The organism is Flavobacterium sp. GW823-FHT06G12, from assembly GCF_058794775.1.
Genome location: NZ_JBXAHE010000002.1, coordinates 56,460 through 75,683 on the forward strand (window position 1 = coordinate 56,460; position 19,224 = coordinate 75,683).

Here is a 19,224-nt window from a genome sequence, read left to right on the forward strand (position 1 = left end):
AATTTATCTGTTCCAAATTGGGCTTTCAATAATCATCGGAATTACAACTCCAATAATAAAAGCCGACATTACAAGTGCCCAGTCGCGTTTTGAAAAACGAAAAACAGTCTGCACTATATATGAAATTACCAGAACAACAAAAACTACTACTAGTTGAGCAGCTTCTATTCCTAAGGCAAACTCTCCCAAAGGTAACAATTTTGAGGTTGCAGAACCTCCTAAAATTATTTTGAAATAATTAGAAAAACCTAGTCCGTGAATAATTCCAAAGAATAAAGTTATGAAAAATACCAGATTTACGCCATCATTTTTTGAGGTCTTTCCTGCTGTAAATAAATGATAAAGAGCTGTTACGAGAATTGTAATCGGAATCAGGAATTCTACAATATTTACTTTTATGGCAATTATTCCGTAAACAGAAAGAATTAAAGCCAAGGTATGACCAATTGTAAAAAGAGAAACCAATAAAAAAATCCTTTTCCAGTCTTTAAATAAATACGGAACGGTTAAGGCGATTAAAAAAAGAACGTGATCGTAAGCATTGATATCTAAAACGTGTTTTAATCCTATTTGAAAATAAATCCAAAATTGTGACATAGGTGTATTGCAATTAAATAATTAGGGGCTGTAAACTTACGATTAATTTTCAAACTTAAATATTCGAGAAGCCAAATCCTTCAATAAAGAAAAGTTAAATTTATGAGAATTTTAAAATTGTTAAATTAAAATAAAATTTATCTTTGTTTAACAAAAATACTTTTAATTATGTCATTTTCAGAATTATTTGATAGCGAATTCAAGCAAAGAAATAAAGGACACTTTTCTGCTATCGTACGTGTAGCACTAGCAGATGGAGTTGTATATCCAGAAGAAAAAGCCTTTTTAGACAAACTTGCTGCTCGTTTAGAAATTACAGAATCGGAATACGAAGAAATTCTTAGCGATCCTTTAAAATATCCGATCAATCCACCGTATTCTTACGTTCAACGTTTAGAGCGTTTATATGATTTAACAAGAATGGTTCATGTTGATCATCATCTTGAAGATAAACAAGAAGTGCTTCTAAAAAAGATAAGTGTTGCCCTTGGATTTACACCAAGCAACGTAGATTACATTATTGCAAAAGCATTGTCATTGGTAGACAAAAAAGTGGATGCAGATACTTTTATCTATGAAATGCAACATATGCATAAATAATATTCTTCTTTCAAGAATTAATTAAAAAAAGGAAACCCGATAATTGATTTTATCGGGTTTCTTTTTTTTAGATCGTTTATTTTGCTTGAACGACATTTATGCTATTAAAAAAATCTCCATTTTGGAGGCTAATAGAAAGAACTCTTTCTGCATTTGTTGCATTTTTATTCATTGTAATAATAATCGTTTTTCCATCCTTTCTCTCTACTTGAAATTCAGAATTTGTAACAACAAAGTCTTTTGAAATCTTATTAATATTACTCAAGTCAACCCCCACTTTATTTAGTGCAATACCATTCAACCACCAGCCATCATATTCTGAAGTAATAGTTACAGAATTACTTTCAGAACTAAAATTGGCTGTTTTTTGCGAAAGCTTGATATTGTCATCCCATTTTCCTTCAATATTAGGTCCATTTTTATCACTATCACAAGAAGCAAGTGGCAAAAATAGTACACTTAATAAGAGTCCAAAAATTAATTTTAATTTCATAATACTGGTTTTAGTTTGTCGGTTAAATTTAATCAAATTTTTCTCAGAAAAAATAATTCACTTATAAGATGTATTAAATAAAAAATGGTTGCGTGTTATTTTTTTAGTTTTCAGTACTTAGCAACAATTAACCATCTTATACTTAAAGTTTTAAAATTTAACTCAAAACAAAACCCGACAAGTTTTAAAAATCTGTCGGGTTTGCATGTAAAATGTGATTAAAAACAAAATACTTAGTTAGTCTCGTGTTTTCTTCGTTTTAACGTTTATAACCGTTTATGTTTTTAATTTCTCTTAAGCTCATTCCATAATTTTGGTCCACATTTAGATCCCAAACATCAGGTTTCGAGTAAGTACTTTTATCAAATAAATCTGCACCTTTAATAAATTGTATTGAACCAGTAATCTCTTTAATCATACCCGTTTTTACTTTTAAATAATCATAAAGCATATTATTGGATTCACTGACTTTTTCAACAACAATTAAAAAATTCATTTCATTTGCATTTGTTCCCTGTAAGGCTGCGTTTCTAACATAACCAGGACTTAAATATTTTACTTTACCTGTAAATTCAACATCATAAGTATGTCCAAAAGATGTGTTTTCTACACCACGAACTATATTAAAATCTATCAATTCTACATTATCAAAAGATTCTTGAGCTATTTTAGTTTTAATTATATTCTGAATTGCTGCATCTTTTGGCAAATCATTACAGGATATAAAAAGTACCAAGAAGCTAAATAATAATGTTTTTTTCATAAAGTATTTGTTTTTTGTTTTTCAATTATACTTAATTCGCTTCAGCCATAAATTCCTCGGCTTTTTCTACCATATTATAACTTCCGCAAAAGAAAGGAACTCTTTGATGCAATTCGGTTGGTTGAATTTCTAAAATTCTTCCAAAACCATCTGTTGCTTTTCCTCCCGCCTGTTCTGCTAAAAATGCCATCGGATTACATTCGTACAACAAACGTAATTTTCCTTTTGGCGCTTTTGAACTTGTCGGATAAATATAAACTCCGCCTTTTATCATATTTCGATGAAAATCGGCTACCAAACTTCCTATATACCTTGAAGTATAAGGTCTATCTCCTTCTTCGCGCTGGCAGTATTTAATATAATTTTTTACTCCCTGCGGAAAATGAACATAATTTCCTTCGTTTACCGAATAGATATTTCCGTTTTCTGGAAATTTCATGTTTGGGTGCGAAAGATAAAATGTACCTATCGCTGGATTTAACGTAAAACCATTCACGCCATGTCCAGTAGTATAAACCAACATCGTTGAAGTTCCATAAATTACATAGCCTGCTGCAACTTGATTGATTCCCGGTTGTAAAAAATCCTCGCTAGTTACCGGAGTTCCTATTGGAGTTACTCTTCTGAAAACAGAAAATATAGTTCCCACAGAAACATTTACATCAATGTTTGAAGATCCGTCAAGCGGATCCATTAAGATCACGTACTTATTATTATGACTGTTGTCGCTCCCCTGAACAGTAATAAAATCGTCGTTTTCTTCAGAAGCAATACCACAGACAATCTCACGGTTTATTAACGTCTGGATAAATACTTCGTTTGCATAGACATCTAATTTTTGCTGGTCTTCACCTTGAATATTCTGTTCGCCTGCGGCTCCCACAATATCTACTAAACCCGCTTGGTTTACTTTATGGTTGACAACTTTTGCTGCCAATCGAATAGAGTTGATAATTCGCGAGAGTTCTCCCGACGAATACTGAAATGCTTTTTGGTTCTCAATAATAAACTCTCCCAGTGTTTTATTGCGTTCTTCCATTTCTAAATCGTTATAGTTTTATTTTTAAGTCACAAATATCGCTTATTTTGTGAGAATGATTTAAAAATTATTTTGTTAGTTTGCTACTATTGTATATTTGCTAATAATCTGCAAAAAGCACTACTTAAAATGAGGCTTTTTTAGATATTAAATAGTTAAAAATAGGAATATATGAATATTAGAAAAGGAAATCCTGAAGATATGAAATCGGTGTTAGGGCTTATTCAGGAGCTGGCAATATTCGAAAAAGAACCCGATGCGGTTGTCATTACAGAAGAGGATTTAGTGCGCGACGGCTTTGGAGAAAAACCATTATTTCATGTTTTTGTAGCAGAGATCGAAAACGAAGAAAAACAAAAGGAAATTGTTGGAATTGCTTTATATTATTATCGCTATTCGACCTGGAAAGGAAAGACAATTCATCTTGAAGATTTGATTGTAAAAGAAAAGATGCGAGGCACCGGTTTAGGTTCTGCTCTTTATGCCGAAATCATGAAACAAGGAAGAAGAGATAATGTAAGAAGAGTGGAATGGAATGTTTTAGCATGGAATACACCAGCAGTTAATTTTTACAAGAATTCTGGCGCAAGAATTCTAGAAGACTGGCAAGTTGTACAAATGGATGAAGCAGGAGTTAATTTGTTCTTAGAAAAATTATAAAAAAAATATTTAGCCACAGATTATAAGGATTAAAATGATTTTAAAATCTGTGTAAATCATTTTAATCTGTGGCAAAAAAACAAATACGTAGGTTTCGGTTTGAATCTGAAATCTAAAATCTAAAAATCTATTAATTAAAAAATGAGAGTATTTAAATTTGGTGGTGCATCGGTAAAAGATGCAGATGGAATTAAAAACGTATATGACGTTTTACAGAAAGTAGGTTATGAAGATGTGATTCTTGTAGTTTCAGCTATGGGAAAAACAACAAATGCTCTTGAAGTTGTAATCAAGAATTACTTTGAAAAATCGACAGAATTAAATGCTTCTGTACAGGAAATAAAAAAATACCACAATCAAATCTTATTAGATTTGTTTGAAGATGAAAATCATTCCGTTTTCAATGCTGTAAATGCACAGTTTGATGAATTAGAATACTTTTTAGCTCATAATAAATCTCCAAATTACAACTTTGTTTACGATCAAGTGGTAAGTTTTGGTGAATTGATTTCGACTAATATCTTAAGCCATTATATGAATTTCAGAGGAATTCAAACGCAATGGCTTGACGTTCGTAATTTCATTAAAACCAATGCCAACTACAGAGATGCAGAGGTTGATTGGGAAACTACACAGCAAAACATCAGTAAAAATGTTCCAAGAAAACAGCTAAATATTACACAAGGTTTCTTAGGTGCTGACGAAAACAACTTTACGACTACTCTTGGGCGTGAAGGTTCTGACTATACTGCAGGAATTTTTGCTTACTGCTTAAATGCCGAAAGTGTAACAATCTGGAAAGACGTTCCTGGAGTTATGAATGCCGATCCGCGTTATTTTGAAAATGCAAGTTTGTTAAACCAGATTTCATACCGCGAAGCAATCGAATTAGCTTTTTACGGAGCAACGGTTATTCACCCAAAAACATTACAGCCCTTACAGAAAAAAGAAATTCCGTTGTACGTAAAATCTTTTATCAACCCGTTATTAAAAGGAACTTGTGTTTCTAAAGGAGTTGATTTGGAACCGCAATATCCATGTTTTATCGTAAAAAGAGAACAGCTTTTAATTTCACTTTCATCAATTGATTTCTCTTTCATTATGGAAGAAAACATCAGTGAGATTTTTGGTCTATTCCACGAATTTAAAATCAAAGTAAACTTGATTCAGAACTCTGCAATTAGTTTCTCTGTTTGTGTGGAAGATAAATTTGGAAATTTCCCAGAATTGAATGCTATTCTTTCTAAAAAATTCAAAGTAGAATACAGCGAAAATGTAACTTTATATACAATCCGTCACTTTACAGAAGAGGCTGCGCAAACTGTTGAAGCTAACAAAGAAGTTTTATTGAAACAAGTTAGCCGCGAAACCATGCAGATTGTGACTAAAGAATTAATCTAATATTGCTTTATAAAAGGTAATTATTTCAATTCAAAGATTATTGATAAGGCTTCACTGACTAAGTGAGGCCTTTTTTATTACGAAAGAATTTTCTCTATTTTTTATTTGTTTTTTGATTATATTTACTATTCCTACTAAAGAACTCAAAATGAGCAGAAAAAACATTTTATTCACTCTTATTATCTTTGATGTTTTATACATTGGCATAACTTTAAGTCCGCTGCTTGCAAAAGAAATAAAAGACATCTCTTACTCTGATTTTAGATTGGTAATTGGGCCTTTTTTATCTACACTTGCAATTCTCATCAGTTACATACAGTTAAAAAAGGAAAAGCGAACAAGCAATAGCAGTATTCCCAATAATTCTTAACGATGGAAAATCAAAAGCCCACCGAGGAAGAAAAAAACAGTTGGCATAACGATCCCGATAATTGGGTTTGGGGAATGTTTTACTATAACCCAAAAGATGCAAGAATGTTTCCTCCAAAGAAAATTAAAGAACTAGGATGGACTATTAATTTTGCAAATCCTAATTCGGTTTTTCTTTGCGTTGTGCTTATTCTTGTTTTAATGATTTTATCAGAAAGCATGAAATAATATATTACCTCGCCCTACTATTTTCTGACTGTTCCACTTCTGTTTTTTTATACGTTGTCTTTTTTGAATCTCCGAAATTGTATGTTGCAATTAGTTTAAAATAATCTGTACTATACGTTCGATGATAATAAATTTGGGTTTGCCCGACATTATAATCGCCAGAAACCATAAACTTATGAAAGATGTCGTTTGCTGTAAAATTGAGTTTTAATGCATCTTTAAAAAAGTTTCTTTCTATTCCTAAAGTTATAGTTGAACGACCGTTTTCGCTTCCTAACCCATAACTTCTATCACTTAAATACCAAGCCAAAAGTTGGAGTTTAAAAAGTTTAAGAATCGTAAATGTATTATTAGTATATAAATAAATTTGAGGCTCTACAGGACTAAAAGCAAATGCATAAAAATTATCTACCGATTTCTGCCATGTAATGCTAGCTGTATTAACAGAATTCCACCATTTAATATTGAAAGCTCTAGAAAGTGAGGCGAAAAAAGTATGCCCTTTTTCGAGATTCAATGCCCTTAAAATATAGCTATTTGGCATGTCTCCGCGCAAAGCGGCTGCCGAAATGGGATCAATTTTATAAGTATAGCCAACTTTAAAATCGAACTTTTTGTACATCGCACCTATTTCAAAAGCATGTGTTTTTTCTGGAAGCAAATTCGGATTTCCTTCAATTGTCGTAAAAGGATCTTGATAAATTACATACGGATTTAAAGCCTGATATCTAGGTCTTGTAATTCTGGAAACATATGAAAAATGTCCTTTCCAATCTTCTGAAAGATTAAAATTTAAAAGTGCGTTTGGAAAAAAATTGCCGTACGATTTATCAAATTTCTGAGTTCCGTTGGCATCTGTAAACAAATCATAACTTGTTTTTTCTCCTCTTACACCAAGCGAAAAATTAACCTTTTCATTCAATGTCCCGATATAATTTAAGTATGCAGCAGCAATTTTTTCATTGTATTCAAAATCACTCGAAAGCTCATCGTCGAGCTCAAAATTTATTTTATCATCGGAAATCAAAAAATCTGTTCCCGAGTTTATCGTCGCGCGACTAAACTTTGCTCCTATTTCTAATTTTTTTTTTCATTTATTTTCTTCGAATAATCGGCTTGAACTGCAATTATATTAATTCGGCTTCCCACATTATTCTTTAAATACCTTTCGGCATCTGTTTCCTCGATCTCACTATTTTCATCAATAAAATCTCTTATGGTTTGATTGTAATTTGAAAATTGCGATCCAATAAATAGTGTTGAGCCTTTGCTGGTTGTCAAATTATAATTCAAATTGATGAACTGATTTAATAAAACATCATTTCGGTCAACATCTGTGGCATAAAAACTCTTTCCTGAATTGTTGGTTATAGAATTTCTACTTTCTGTAATTCCGCCCAAATCATTCACATTGCCACTATAGGCCAATGAAATATAATTGTTTGGAGAAAAATTATACTGAAGTCCGAATCCGAAATTAGAATAATTATTAAATCTTCTTTTCCAGTCGGTTGTCAATTCAGATTTCATAAAATCATCAGGATCTGGACGCGTTCTTGTTGTGTACAGCAATTCGCGATTTCTTCCTAATTGCAAACCGTAATTGGTTACAAAAGAGAATTTCCCTTTAGAATAATTAAAATCTAAAAGCGTGTTATAAAGCGTTCCTCCAAATTTAGAAACTGTTACGTGCTGATTGACAGCGCCCATCATACCACTTTCAATGTTTTGTTTGGTAATAATATTGATAACTGCTTTTCCTTCTGCATCGTATCTAGCAGAAGGATTGGAAATGACTTCAATCTTTTGAATCTGGGAAACCGGAATTGCTGCAAACCGCTCATAATTTATCAAAACTCCGTTGAGATAAATAATGGCTTCACCTTTTCCAACAACGCTGATTTCTCCGTCAGCAACCACAACATTGGACACTCTTCCAAGCAATTCGATTACCGAACTGCTTGTTGCCAGAACAGTTCCGTTTACGTTGACATCAATATTTCCGTTTGATCTGTATTTTAGCAATGAAGTCTGATTTTTGATAACTACTTCATTTAACTCATTTTGCTCTTTTCCTTTTTTCTCCTCTTTTTCTCCTTCTTTAACAATTATAGTATCTTGAGCAGACTTTAATAGTTTTTTTCCAAGGATTACATCATCACTATAATAGCTTTTATCTTTAACATTTTTTATGCGTTGCGCTTTTATTTCTATTGATGAAAAAATCAGAAAAAAAACATAAAGGATAACCAATTTTAGAAATCTCATAAACTTTAACAATTAACGGTTTGACTTTTATTTGAAACAAAAGTCATCCGAAAATCAATAAATGAGATTGTAAAAAGCGAAATCGGGAGTACGAATTTATAAATTCACACTCTATTTCATGACTGCAAAGCCTGAATTTGGTAATTAAGAGGCGTTGTACCAGTATGTTTTTTGAAAGCGGCAAAAAAGGTCGATTTAGAATTAAAACCAACATCGTAACCAACAGATTCTAGGGTCAATTTATCTGTAGAAGTAATTATTCTACAAGCTTCATTGATTCTAAATTCGTTTACAAAACTGGTAAAATTCTTTCCTAAATTATTATTCAAAAACTGCGATAGTTGATGGCTTGAAATATTAATTTCTTTAGACAAATCTTGAAGCGTTAAGTTTGGATTTTTATACAAACTTTTTTCAAACATCGCATTTTCTAGTTTTTCTGACCATATTGTTGCTTCTGTTGCCTCTATTTTTTTATTGGAAATCTTTCCATTTAATAAAAATAAATCGTCTGTTTTTTTTCTGTACAAAAGAATCGAAATTCCTAAATATAAAATAAATGAAAAAACAACTGCACCGCTTATGTAAGTTGCTGCAGAAGCTCCCATAATAGCCAAGAAATAAAATAGAAATAAGAGAAAGTTTCCAAAATAAAGCATTGAAAACCATATTTCGGCTGGAGTATTTTTTTCTTTTCTGCTCAAGATTTTTTTCAGCACACCGCGAAGTTCGTAGCCAGCAAATGCAATGTAAACAAACCACTGAAAATAAATGATTCTTATAAAATAGCCACTCCAAAATTTCGGATATACTTCATACGGATACAAAATACCAACAGCAATGATTAAAGTTCCCCAAAATGCCAATATAAATTTCCATGATTTGGGCATAATCTGCACTTCATCTACTGCCGATTTGATGAAATAATACAAACACGGCCCAATAAAAAAACAAGCTGTAAGTCCGAATTGGAGATACATTTTTGGCAATTCTGGATGAAAATAAACAAATACAGATTTTGCAATACGAATACTTAGCGCAAATAAAAGCGCACCCAAGAAATAATTCGTCAGGTATTTTTTCCTGGTAAAAAAGAAAAAATAAATTCCGAGAATAATTCCGTTGAAAGCTCCCAAAGCACTAAAAAAGAATAAAAGTTCTTTGCTAGTATCCATAATTTAAATTGATTATATCCTAAACAAAGCTAAAATATTATTTTTAAATGGAAATTAATTAACTTTATAATAGCCCAATAATTCCAAAAATTATGAACAACATTAACGACCCAAGCGAAGAAACTAAAAACCGATGGGAAAATGACCCCAATAATTGGATTTGGGGAATGTTTTATTATAATCCGAAAGATAAAAGGTCTTATTTTCCAAAAAGAATAAAGGAATTTGGATGGCATGCCAATTATGCAAATCCTATTTTTATTGTAATTATCGCGTTTTTAGCCTTAATAATTCTACTTTTCATTAAATATGGAAAATAAGAATTGGCGCTTCTTTTCTCATCTCTAAAACTACAATTTCCAACACAACAATTCCCAATTATAAATACTACTTTTGACTTTTTAGAGTTAAAGTATTTATGTTGAAAAAATTACTGTTTTTGACGGTTTTCTTCTGGTTTTCTGCGCTTCAGGCTCAAGAAACCGAATCACTGTACAAAACAAAAAAAGTAATTGTTTCAAAAGATACTATTCGGCTTGAAAAAGTAGCCATCAACTCTGGATTTTTTCAAATTCTAAATACTAAAAACGAACCGATCGATTCAACTTTTTATAAAGTCGATTTTCAAAAAGGATATTTGCTTTTAAATGAAAAATATCCATCGGTTTCAGATACTTTAATTGTCAACTATCTTAATTATCCCGATTTCTTAACCAAAGAATACAGTCTTTATAAATCGGATCAGATTGTAAGTGGCGATGTCGGAACAGAAAAACTTTACCGAATAGATAATAACTCAAATGGCAAAAAAGTAACACCTTTTGACGGTCTCGAAACTTCTGGAAGCATTACCCGAGGTGTTACAATTGGCAATAATCAGAGTACGGTTTTAAACTCCAATTTAGATTTACAAATTACAGGAAAACTTTCAGATAAGGTAAGTTTAAGAGCTTCGCTCCAAGACAATAATATTCCGTTGCAAGATGGCGGTTATTCGCAAAAACTGGATCAGTTTGATAATATTTTCATTGAACTATTCAGCAATGATTGGAACATTCGTGCCGGCGATGTTTTTTTAGAAAATAGAAAAACACAATTTTTAAGTTTCAATAAAAAAGTTCAAGGACTTTCGGCAAACTTTGATTTTGATACCGAAACAAGCAAAACCAATGTTTTTGCTTCGGTCGCTTTTGTAAAAGGCCAATATGCCAAAAGTACTTTTACAGGTCAGGAAGGAAATCAAGGCCCGTATAAATTAAAAGGTCAGAATGGCGAATTGTATGTTTTGGTAATTTCGGGTTCGGAGCGAGTTTATGTAAATGGCGTTTTATTAAAAAGAGGAGAAAACAATGATTATGTGATTGATTATAATGCTGGAGAAATTGTCTTCACTTCACTTTTTACCATTACTTCAGAAATGCGTATCAATGTCGAATACCAATATTCTGAACGAAATTACAATCGTCTTGTAACATATGCTGGTGCAACTCACGAAAATAAAAATTGGAGTTTTGGCGGTTATTTGTATTCAGAAAATGATATGAAAAATCAGCCTTTACAGCAAAATCTTTCCCCAGAACAAGTTCAGATTTTGAGTCAGGCGGGCGATGATGTCAATTTGATGAAAGCACCTTCTGCTTACGAAGACACTTATGCCGACAATAAAATTTTATACAAAAAAATACTCGTCAATTCGGTCGAAGTTTATGAATATTCTAACAATCCGGCGGATGTTTTGTATAACGTTAGGTTTAGTCAAGTTGGTGCAAATGCAGGAAATTATATTATTCAGAACAATAATTCTGTTGAGCGTATTTATCAATATGTCGAACCAATAAACGGTGTTCTTCAAGGAAATTACGAACCAATCGTACAGCTTGTTGCGCCAATAAAACTTCAAGTGGCAACATTTTTAGGAAAATACAATCCTAATGAGAAAACATTGGTTGACTTTGAATTGGCTGTAAGCAACAATGACCAAAATTTATTTTCTGATATTGATGATTCTAACAACGAAGGAATTGCTTTTAAAACCAATCTTAAAAAACGTCTTTTCTCTAAAAGTTGGAGTTTAGATGCTTTCGCGAATTATCAATACGTGCAGCAAAATTTTAAATCGGTTGAGCGTTTGTATAATATTGAGTTTAATCGCGATTGGAATTTAACGGGAACACTTTTGGGCAATCAAAGTCTTTTGGTTACAGGTTTAAATTTTGATTTATTTTCTAAAAATAAAACTTCAAATATTGGTTTATTGACGTATCAATTCGAAAAATTAGATTTTAGCGAAAGCTATTCTGGCGTTAGACATACGACAAATGCTTTATTCAAATTGAAAAATTGGACAGTTGAGAACAGCGGAAGTTTCCTTAATACTGATGCTACATCTTCGACTTCAAAATTCATTAGAAACCAAACTAGAACCAAATATCATTTTGGCAAAAATTGGGTTGGAGGAAGTATGCAACTAGAAGACAATCAACAAAAAGACAAAATCACCAATCAGTTTTCGGCGTTAAGCCAAAGATTTTCAGAATATGGATTTTTTACAGGACGTGGCGACAGCACTAAAGTTTTCGTGGAAGTTGGTTTTCTCCAGAGACGCAACGATAGTTTGCAAAATGGATTATTACAGCATGTAAACAATTCGCAAACTTATTATTTAAGATCGAAATTAATTCAGACCAAAAAGACCGATTTAGCAGTTTATGCGAGTTATCGAAATTTAGATTTTACAGATCAATCCAGACAGGATGAACCGTCATTAAATTCAAGGATTTTATACAATGATCGTTTTTTTAATCAGCTCATGCAAATTGGAACGACTTACGAAACGAGTTCTGGAACTATTGCACAACAAGAATTTACATACGTAGAAGTTCCAACTGGACAAGGAGTTTACACTTGGAACGATTATAACGGAAACGGAATTCAGGAATTGGAAGAGTTTGAAATTGCCGTTTACCAAGACCAAGCGAGATATGTGAGAGTCTTTTTGCCGAATCAGATTTATATTAAAACCAATCAAAACAAGTTTTCGCAATCATTAACCTTGAATCCGCTACAGTGGCAAAATGAAAAAGGTTTCAAAAAACTGTTGTCTTATTTCTATAATCAGACTTCTTTTATAATGGATCGAAAGGTAAAAAGCGAAGGCGAAAAACTAGAACTTAATCCGTTTAATTCCTCAGAGGAAAATATTTTAGGACTGAATTCGAGTTTTAGAAACAGTTTATTTTACAATCGAGGCAAGCAAAAACATTCTGTTACGTATTCTTATTTGGTAAACAAAGGCAAAAGTTTGCTTTCTATTGGCTCACAAAACGTCCAGAATTATTCGCATCAAATTCAGTACACACATTTATATCAAAAAAGCTGGCTGTTTAATTTCTTTACCAAAACCATAAAAACCGATTTGGTTTCTAAAGATTTTACAGAGAAAAACTATGATATTCAAGGTTGGCAATTGGCGCCCAAAGTGAGTTATTTATTTTCTAAAAACACCAAATTGGATTTCTTTTATGAACTTCAAAGCAAGAAAAACCAAATTGGAAATTTCGAAACTTTGGACCAAAACAGAATCGGAACTTCTTTTTCTTATGCAGGTGAAAGGAAAGTAACCGTAAATGGCGAATTTTCTTTTTATGAAAATAAATTTAATGGAAACGAGTTTTCGTCTGTAGGTTTTCAGATGCTGGAAGGGCTTCAAGCAGGATCAAATTTGGTTTGGAAACTTCTTCTACAAAAGAACATTACGTCTTTTTTGGATGTTAATTTAAATTATCAAGGACGCAAAAGCGATACTGGATCTACCATTCATACAGGAAATGTTCAGCTTCGTGCATATTTTTAATTGGTTGCGAAAAAGATGACAATAAATTGTTTAATTTTAATTGAAATTTAAATATCTAACCCTATGAAAAAATTAGTATTGTTCTGTTTAATGGTTGTTTTCTCTTCTAATTTTTATGCACAAGAAACAACTGCAAAAACTACAAAAAGTAAAACAGAAGCTTCAGCAAAAAAAGCAAAAACAACTACAGACAAAGCTTCGGCTGATGCCAAAAAAGAAGCTACAAAATCTAAAAAAGCTGCTGACGATGCAAAAGCAGCTTCATCTAAAGCAAAGAAAGAAACTGCAGACGCAGCAAAAAAGACTGCAGACAAACAAGCTACAAAAGCTAAAGCTGATGCAAAAAAAGCTACTGTAGAATCTGATAAAGCGAAAAGCACTGCTGACAAAGCAAAAACAAGCGCAGATAAAGCTAAAGCCGATGCAAAAAGCTCTACCGCAAAAGCTGACGCTGCTAAGAAAGATGCCACAGCTGCTAAAAAATCGGCAACTAAGACTTTAAAGGAAACTAACGAAAAAGCACCTGCTGTTCCAGATAAAGTTACTGGCGAATACAATGGTAAAAAAGTATATACTGGACCAAGAGGCGGTAAATACTACATTAACAAAAATGGTAATAAAACGTATATTCAGGATTAAATAAAGGTGCTTAGGGACTAAGGTTCTGAGGAGCTAAGGTTTTAATACGAGACTTTGAGAAGCTGTTCTTTTGGACAGCTTCTTCTTTTTGTAAGCTTCGGAGAAGCGAAATATTTGTAGCAAATAATGAACATTTATATATAAAGCTCCGGCGGAGCTCTTTGTCTTTTCGCAATTGAATTTCTATAAATATGCCGCCCCGCTGGGGCTTGTCGATATAAAAATTTTATAAATATTCTATTAACTCAAAATGACTGTATTTTTGAGATACCCTCTTTTAATTCAAACCAACAAACCTTAGAGCCTTAGTTTCTCAGCACCTTAGAACCTTAATCTTAGAACCTTAAATTAATAATTTAGTAATACCCTCGAAATAACATAAAAAACATATTTGTCTATCTTCGTTTTTAAAACGTGTTAAAAATGAGCATAGATTATTCTGCGAATAAAACTATTTTAATTGCTCCATTAAATTGGGGACTTGGACATGCCACTAGATGCATTCCTATTATCAAAGCGCTTCAAGAGAATAATTACATTCCTATTATTGCTTCAGACGGAATTGCATTGTCTTTATTGCGAAAAGAATTTCCTTATATACAAACTTTAGAATTGCCTTCTTATCATATTGAATATGCAAAGAATGGTAAAAACTTTAAATGGAAGCTAATCAAAAATCTTCCAAAAATGATTACTGCCGTTTTGGATGAGAAAAAAATGATCAATCATTGGATTAAAAAACATGGTATTGACGGCATCATCTCAGACAATAGATTAGGAGTTTTCAGCAAGAAAGTGCCTTCTGTTTTTATTACGCATCAATTGAATGTAATGACAGGAAATACAACTTGGTTTACAAGTAAATGCCATCAGTATTTCATTAAAAAATATAATGAATGCTGGGTTCCTGATACTAATGAAAAAATAAACCTGACAGGAGATTTAGGTCATTTAAAATCGAATGAACTAAATCTAAAATATATCGGTCCGTTAAGCCGAATGAAGAAAAAGGATACTCCAAAAATATATGATTTAATGATTATATTGTCTGGACCAGAACCGCAACGTACTTTCTTGGATGAAAAACTGCAAAAAGAAGCTGTAAATTATCCTGGAAAAGTTGTTTTTGTACAAGGTGTTGTAGAAAAAACACAGACTAAAAGAGAATCAGGAAATGTTACCTATTATAATTTCATGAACTCTAAACAGTTAGAACAGACTTTTAATGAAAGTGAATTTGTTTTATGCCGTTCTGGATATACAACTGTAATGGATTTGGCAAAACTAGGCAAAAAAGCCTTTTTTATTCCGACCCCTGGTCAGTATGAACAGGAATATCTAGCCATAAAACTTCAGGAAGAAAATCTTGTGCCTTATGCAATGCAAGACGACTTTAGTATTGAAGATTTATCAAAAGTAAAGTCGTTTAAAGGACTAACTCAATTTGAAAACAACATTGACTGGGATTCTCTATTTAAGGTTTTTGAAGACAAAACTGCATAATTGCACGCCGATAAAACGGATTAATAAGTTGTTTTTCACTATAAAAAAACCTCCAGTTAAAGCTGGAGGTTTTTCATTTTTTATATAAAGAAATCAGTTTTACCAACGTTCTTTTAGAAGTTAAACTGCGCTTGTAACCTAAGCACATTCCCTTGTTGTCTGTTTATTGGAAGTGCACTGTCTACAAAGCTTCTGTCTGCCACTACGTATTCAGCAGTAAATTCAAATGCTTTGATTGGCTGCCATTCTATGCCAAATTCGTAATCTCTAACGACGTAGCTTCTAGCATCTTTTTCGTATTTTTTTCCTCCGTCATAATATTGAAATTTGGCGAAAGAGTAAATACGCTGCTTTTTAATATCCCATTTATAGTTTAACAAAACATAACCACCGTTCAAATCGGTTTGGTCAATGGTATTGGTAAGAGTATTGTATCTCGGTCCAGTTCCTATATTATATTCTGTCTGGATTCCGAATGGTCTTGGATATAAAACGAAAGTCGCTCCAACTCGCTGATCTTTTACATATTGAGGATCGTTAACAATAACTCCTGACGAAACTTCTCCTGTAAAAGCCCATTTACCAGTATAAGCCTGAATTCCTGGTTCTATAATCTGACTTCCAATAACAAAAGGATATGTTACTCTTGCCACAACATTTAAGTCTCTGTTTCCGTCCAATTTATTTGCAATCTGACCATTGTAAACTCCAAAAGCAAAAACACCAAAATCTCCAGAACCTTTGTAACCATCTTTAACCAGCATTTCAAAACGCTGTCTAATTTCGGCTGGAGCCCAGTAAAAGAATATTCCTAAATCACGTTCATTTAAGATTGAAGAGTTTATTGCATCTGCACGGTCTAAAGTTAAACGTTGCGAACTTGATTGCATGTTTTCAAAACCGTACGGAATTTTACTTTGTCCAACACGAACACGATATTCTTTTTTCTTGTCGAAAGAAAGATCAAAATACAAGTCACGAATCTGCACAAAATTATTAATTCCACTTGCTGGTGAACTTGCAAAATCGGGTTGAAAATAGAAAAATACATTCGGATGCACTTGTCCAGAAAATACTAAACGGGCACGGCGAATAAAAAGTCCGTTATTTGCTTTGGCATCTGGAGCTGTAGAAGTAGTCCCCCAAGATCTATCACATTGTTCGCAAGAAACCTTATCGTTTGTAGATAATAGACCATTGTATCTAATCTGTGCATAACCTCTTAAGGAGATTCTATCGTACCAATGTTCTTCAACTCCTCCTCCAGACTTGGTTTCTGGAAGTTTTGCTTTATTTATAGAATCTAAAATACGCATTACTTCGTTTTTTACATCCTGTTTATTCAGCTCTTGCTTATTTGTTTCTTGTGCATTGGCTGCACAAGTTAGCAGTAATAAAACGGCTAATAGTTTTCTTTTTATCATTAGTTCTGTAATTCCCTTAATTTCAGGATGCAAAGATGGAGCACCTATGTTAAGAAATCATTAACCAGATGTTACTATAATAAAAATTTAATGTTATGGCCTAAATCTGTATGTTTATTTATTGTTAAACACCTTTGTTTTAGGACTTTCAGCAAAACTGACGTTACGATTTTTTAACGTCAATTTTTGTCGTTTTATTTGCTTTTTCGAGTGTAAAAGAGAATTCAGAGCCAATTCCGAACTCACTTTCTACGTAAACTTTCTCTTTATGAGCTTCAATAATATGTTTTACAATCGCCAATCCTAAACCAGAACCGCCTTCAGATCTTGTACCGCTTTTATCTACTCTGTAAAAACGTTCAAAAAGTCTTGGAATGTTTTGTTTTTCAACACCTTCTCCGTTATCACTAATACGTATTAAAACTTTTTTCTTAGTTAAGTTTACTACACCAACTTCAGTCAGACCGCCTTCTTTTCCGTATTTAATAGAATTCACAATCAGATTTTCCAACACTTGTTGAATTCTGTCTTGATCTCCTCTAATCATTACAGACTGTACATTTTTGCTTTCAAAAGCTAGTTTAATTTTCTTTTTGTCTGCCTTCATTTCCAAAAGCTCAAAGACATTCTGGATCAATTCAACAACATCAAAATCAGTCATATTTAAATCTAAATCTCCCGATTCTAATTTGGTAATCATATCCAAATCTTCGACAATATATATAAGACGCTCTACTCCTTTTTCGGCACGTTTTAAATATTTTTTTCTGATATTTTTATCGTCCATTGCGCCATCTAGCAAAGTAGAAACATAACCTTGAACAGTAAATAAAGGGGTTTTTAATTCGTGCGAAACGTTTCCTAAAAACTCTCTTCTATATTGTTCACGAATTTCGAGCATTTCAATTTCGAGCTTTTTATCGGTTGCAAACTTTTTCACTTCACGCGAAAGCGTTTCCATATCGGTATTAATCGGCTGATTGATTAATGTTGTGGATTCTAGCAACGAAACCTCATCGTAAATTTTCTTCACTCTTCGGTAAATAAAGCGTTCTACACGATATTGTAAAACCAGAAAAGAAAAAATATAGATTACGATTATGAAAATTATTCCAAACGCAACTTGATGTTTTAATTGATTTTTATAAAATAATGACATTAACATCAGTACAAATGCTGTTGTAAAGAGACTGATATACAATGCCGATTTTATGGCGAATTTGTATGTTTTTTTAAAATTAATTTTCATTGATAATTTTAACCATTAAGAGATTAAGAGAAATTAAGTGTAATTCAAAAACCATATAAAAAACTGAAGTTCGGATAAACTTCAGCTCCTTATATGGTTTAAATGTATTGAATATTTTTAAAAGAATTTGAATGGATTTAAATCTTAACCAAATCCCAAAGAGTCTTAGTAACTTAGCACCTCAGAATCTTAGCATCTTAAAAAAACTAAACTTCAAATTTGTAACCAACACCTTTTATAGTTTTAAAAAGATCTTCTCCTATTTTCTCGCGCAGTTTTCTGATGTGAACGTCAATTGTTCTTCCTCCAACTACAACTTCATTACCCCAAACTTTATCCAAGATTTCGTCTCTTTTAAAAACTTTCCCTGGTTTTGAAGCCAATAGATAAAACAATTCGAATTCTTTTCTTGGCAAAGCAATTTCTACATTGCCCTTTATGATTTTGTATTCCTCACGGTTAATCTCGATTCCGCCTACATTTAAAGTATCTGTAACAACTTCTTGTTCTTTTAACCTTCTTAACAGAGCCTTTACTTTTGATACCAACAATTTTGGTTTAATTGGCTTGGTAATGTAGTCATCTGCACCAGCATCAAAACCAGCCACTTGAGAATAATCTTCACTTCTTGCTGTAAGAAATGTTATGATAACATTATTTAATTCTGGAATTTTTCTAATATGCTCGCAAGCCTCCATTCCGTCCATTTCTGCCATCATTACGTCCATAATGATTAATTCTGGCAGCTCTTTCTGCGCTTTTGCTATAGCATCTTTTCCATTAGAAGCTGTAACAATCTGGTAGCCTTCCTGAGCAAGGTTATAGCCAACGATTTCTAAGATATCTGGTTCGTCGTCAACTAATAAAATCTTAGTTTGTGTTTTTTTCATAAATAGCAAAAATTGAGATTTTTATATCGAAACTTCTTCATTAAACATTCGATATTTCTTATTTCACAGGGTA

Annotated in this window: 19 protein-coding genes; 9 read left to right on the forward strand and 10 right to left on the reverse strand. The window is 32.4% G+C overall.

Going from position 1 to position 19,224, the window contains the following annotated elements; genetic code table 11:
* Window positions 1-3: 3 nt before the first annotated feature.
* Window positions 4-597, reverse strand: coding sequence for a HupE/UreJ family protein (locus tag AC1Q5Z_RS07110; protein WP_492444145.1), 594 nt, complete (start codon window positions 595-597; stop codon window positions 4-6).
* A 168-nt stretch (window positions 598-765) separates the two neighbouring features.
* On the opposite strand from AC1Q5Z_RS07110, the gene AC1Q5Z_RS07115 reads away from it, so the two are divergent.
* Entirely contained in the window at window positions 766-1,197 is a 432-nt protein-coding gene (locus AC1Q5Z_RS07115; protein ID WP_198855464.1) for a TerB family tellurite resistance protein, read from the forward strand.
* A 76-nt stretch (window positions 1,198-1,273) separates the two neighbouring features.
* Here the strand turns inward: AC1Q5Z_RS07115 and AC1Q5Z_RS07120 are convergent, their stop codons facing one another.
* The 3 genes from AC1Q5Z_RS07120 to fbp form a co-directional block, all read right to left on the reverse strand.
* Complete coding sequence (locus tag AC1Q5Z_RS07120; RefSeq protein WP_343589784.1) at window positions 1,274-1,690, reverse strand: hypothetical protein; 417 nt, start codon at window positions 1,688-1,690, stop codon at window positions 1,274-1,276.
* A 259-nt stretch (window positions 1,691-1,949) separates the two neighbouring features.
* Window positions 1,950-2,453 carry a hypothetical protein gene (locus tag AC1Q5Z_RS07125; protein ID WP_343589786.1) on the reverse strand — a complete coding sequence of 168 codons (504 nt, stop codon included), beginning with the start codon at window positions 2,451-2,453 and terminating at the stop codon, window positions 1,950-1,952.
* Window positions 2,454-2,484: 31 nt separating this feature from the next.
* Complete coding sequence (gene fbp / locus AC1Q5Z_RS07130) at window positions 2,485-3,492, reverse strand: class 1 fructose-bisphosphatase (RefSeq protein ID WP_198855461.1); 1,008 nt, start codon at window positions 3,490-3,492, stop codon at window positions 2,485-2,487.
* 171 nt (window positions 3,493-3,663) lie between these two features.
* Here fbp and AC1Q5Z_RS07135 point away from each other — a divergent pair, with 171 nt between their 5' ends.
* From AC1Q5Z_RS07135 to AC1Q5Z_RS07150, 4 genes are all read left to right on the forward strand, one after another.
* Window positions 3,664-4,152, forward strand: a complete 489-nt coding sequence (locus tag AC1Q5Z_RS07135) for a GNAT family N-acetyltransferase (protein ID WP_198855460.1) — start codon at window positions 3,664-3,666, stop codon at window positions 4,150-4,152.
* A 141-nt stretch (window positions 4,153-4,293) separates the two neighbouring features.
* Entirely contained in the window at window positions 4,294-5,553 is a 1,260-nt protein-coding gene (locus AC1Q5Z_RS07140) for an aspartate kinase (RefSeq protein WP_492444146.1), read from the forward strand.
* Between the two features lie 148 nt (window positions 5,554-5,701).
* Window positions 5,702-5,923 (forward strand): hypothetical protein, encoded by a 222-nt coding sequence (locus AC1Q5Z_RS07145; RefSeq protein ID WP_492444147.1) that lies wholly within the window; start codon window positions 5,702-5,704, stop codon window positions 5,921-5,923.
* Window positions 5,924-5,925: 2 nt separating this feature from the next.
* Complete coding sequence (locus AC1Q5Z_RS07150; RefSeq protein ID WP_492444148.1) at window positions 5,926-6,150, forward strand: DUF5808 domain-containing protein; 225 nt, start codon at window positions 5,926-5,928, stop codon at window positions 6,148-6,150.
* A gap of 4 nt (window positions 6,151-6,154) precedes the next feature.
* On the opposite strand, the gene AC1Q5Z_RS07155 is transcribed toward AC1Q5Z_RS07150, so the two are convergent.
* The 3 genes from AC1Q5Z_RS07155 to AC1Q5Z_RS07165 all read right to left on the reverse strand — a co-directional run bounded on the left by AC1Q5Z_RS07155 (window position 6,155) and on the right by AC1Q5Z_RS07165 (window position 9,593).
* Window positions 6,155-7,177 carry an outer membrane beta-barrel family protein gene (locus AC1Q5Z_RS07155; protein WP_492444149.1) on the reverse strand — a complete coding sequence of 341 codons (1,023 nt, stop codon included), beginning with the start codon at window positions 7,175-7,177 and terminating at the stop codon, window positions 6,155-6,157.
* 50 nt (window positions 7,178-7,227) lie between these two features.
* The gene (locus tag AC1Q5Z_RS07160; RefSeq protein ID WP_492444150.1) at window positions 7,228-8,418 is read right to left on the reverse strand and encodes a TonB-dependent receptor; all 1,191 of its coding nucleotides are present in this window, start codon (window positions 8,416-8,418) and stop codon (window positions 7,228-7,230) included.
* Between the two features lie 116 nt (window positions 8,419-8,534).
* Window positions 8,535-9,593 carry a helix-turn-helix domain-containing protein gene (locus AC1Q5Z_RS07165; RefSeq protein ID WP_492444151.1) on the reverse strand — a complete coding sequence of 353 codons (1,059 nt, stop codon included), beginning with the start codon at window positions 9,591-9,593 and terminating at the stop codon, window positions 8,535-8,537.
* Window positions 9,594-9,685: 92 nt separating this feature from the next.
* Between AC1Q5Z_RS07165 and AC1Q5Z_RS07170 the strand changes: the two genes are divergently transcribed.
* The 4 genes from AC1Q5Z_RS07170 to AC1Q5Z_RS07185 all read left to right on the forward strand — a co-directional run bounded on the left by AC1Q5Z_RS07170 (window position 9,686) and on the right by AC1Q5Z_RS07185 (window position 15,588).
* Window positions 9,686-9,913: a hypothetical protein gene (locus AC1Q5Z_RS07170; protein WP_343589797.1), complete on the forward strand. Its 228-nt coding sequence runs from the start codon at window positions 9,686-9,688 to the stop codon at window positions 9,911-9,913.
* Between the two features lie 98 nt (window positions 9,914-10,011).
* Window positions 10,012-13,446 (forward strand): DUF8818 domain-containing protein, encoded by a 3,435-nt coding sequence (locus AC1Q5Z_RS07175; RefSeq protein ID WP_492444152.1) that lies wholly within the window; start codon window positions 10,012-10,014, stop codon window positions 13,444-13,446.
* 63 nt (window positions 13,447-13,509) lie between these two features.
* On the forward strand, window positions 13,510-14,085 hold the full coding sequence (locus AC1Q5Z_RS07180; protein ID WP_492444153.1) for a hypothetical protein: 576 nt from the start codon (window positions 13,510-13,512) through the stop codon (window positions 14,083-14,085).
* 423 nt (window positions 14,086-14,508) lie between these two features.
* Window positions 14,509-15,588, forward strand: a complete 1,080-nt coding sequence (locus AC1Q5Z_RS07185) for a glycosyltransferase (protein ID WP_343589801.1) — start codon at window positions 14,509-14,511, stop codon at window positions 15,586-15,588.
* A 113-nt stretch (window positions 15,589-15,701) separates the two neighbouring features.
* On the opposite strand, the gene AC1Q5Z_RS07190 is transcribed toward AC1Q5Z_RS07185, so the two are convergent.
* The 3 genes from AC1Q5Z_RS07190 to AC1Q5Z_RS07200 form a co-directional block, all read right to left on the reverse strand.
* On the reverse strand, window positions 15,702-17,012 hold the full coding sequence (locus tag AC1Q5Z_RS07190; RefSeq protein ID WP_492444154.1) for a porin: 1,311 nt from the start codon (window positions 17,010-17,012) through the stop codon (window positions 15,702-15,704).
* 163 nt (window positions 17,013-17,175) lie between these two features.
* Window positions 17,176-18,261, reverse strand: a complete 1,086-nt coding sequence (locus AC1Q5Z_RS07195; protein WP_198855449.1) for a sensor histidine kinase — start codon at window positions 18,259-18,261, stop codon at window positions 17,176-17,178.
* Window positions 18,262-18,467: 206 nt separating this feature from the next.
* The gene (locus AC1Q5Z_RS07200; protein ID WP_008465097.1) at window positions 18,468-19,151 is read right to left on the reverse strand and encodes a response regulator transcription factor; all 684 of its coding nucleotides are present in this window, start codon (window positions 19,149-19,151) and stop codon (window positions 18,468-18,470) included.
* Window positions 19,152-19,224 lie beyond the last annotated feature (73 nt).

Coding starts and splice junctions, on each gene's coding strand:
- AC1Q5Z_RS07110 (WP_492444145.1), bottom strand. CDS start 597: ATGTCACAATTTTGGATTTATTTTCAAATAGGATTAAAACACGTTTTA.
- AC1Q5Z_RS07115 (WP_198855464.1), top strand. CDS start 766: ATGTCATTTTCAGAATTATTTGATAGCGAATTCAAGCAAAGAAATAAA.
- AC1Q5Z_RS07120 (WP_343589784.1), bottom strand. CDS start 1,690: ATGAAATTAAAATTAATTTTTGGACTCTTATTAAGTGTACTATTTTTG.
- AC1Q5Z_RS07125 (WP_343589786.1), bottom strand. CDS start 2,453: ATGAAAAAAACATTATTATTTAGCTTCTTGGTACTTTTTATATCCTGT.
- fbp (WP_198855461.1), bottom strand. CDS start 3,492: ATGGAAGAACGCAATAAAACACTGGGAGAGTTTATTATTGAGAACCAA.
- AC1Q5Z_RS07135 (WP_198855460.1), top strand. CDS start 3,664: ATGAATATTAGAAAAGGAAATCCTGAAGATATGAAATCGGTGTTAGGG.
- AC1Q5Z_RS07140 (WP_492444146.1), top strand. CDS start 4,294: ATGAGAGTATTTAAATTTGGTGGTGCATCGGTAAAAGATGCAGATGGA.
- AC1Q5Z_RS07145 (WP_492444147.1), top strand. CDS start 5,702: ATGAGCAGAAAAAACATTTTATTCACTCTTATTATCTTTGATGTTTTA.
- AC1Q5Z_RS07150 (WP_492444148.1), top strand. CDS start 5,926: ATGGAAAATCAAAAGCCCACCGAGGAAGAAAAAAACAGTTGGCATAAC.
- AC1Q5Z_RS07160 (WP_492444150.1), bottom strand. CDS start 8,418: ATGAGATTTCTAAAATTGGTTATCCTTTATGTTTTTTTTCTGATTTTT.
- AC1Q5Z_RS07165 (WP_492444151.1), bottom strand. CDS start 9,593: ATGGATACTAGCAAAGAACTTTTATTCTTTTTTAGTGCTTTGGGAGCT.
- AC1Q5Z_RS07170 (WP_343589797.1), top strand. CDS start 9,686: ATGAACAACATTAACGACCCAAGCGAAGAAACTAAAAACCGATGGGAA.
- AC1Q5Z_RS07175 (WP_492444152.1), top strand. CDS start 10,012: ATGTTGAAAAAATTACTGTTTTTGACGGTTTTCTTCTGGTTTTCTGCG.
- AC1Q5Z_RS07180 (WP_492444153.1), top strand. CDS start 13,510: ATGAAAAAATTAGTATTGTTCTGTTTAATGGTTGTTTTCTCTTCTAAT.
- AC1Q5Z_RS07185 (WP_343589801.1), top strand. CDS start 14,509: ATGAGCATAGATTATTCTGCGAATAAAACTATTTTAATTGCTCCATTA.
- AC1Q5Z_RS07190 (WP_492444154.1), bottom strand. CDS start 17,012: ATGATAAAAAGAAAACTATTAGCCGTTTTATTACTGCTAACTTGTGCA.
- AC1Q5Z_RS07195 (WP_198855449.1), bottom strand. CDS start 18,261: ATGAAAATTAATTTTAAAAAAACATACAAATTCGCCATAAAATCGGCA.
- AC1Q5Z_RS07200 (WP_008465097.1), bottom strand. CDS start 19,151: ATGAAAAAAACACAAACTAAGATTTTATTAGTTGACGACGAACCAGAT.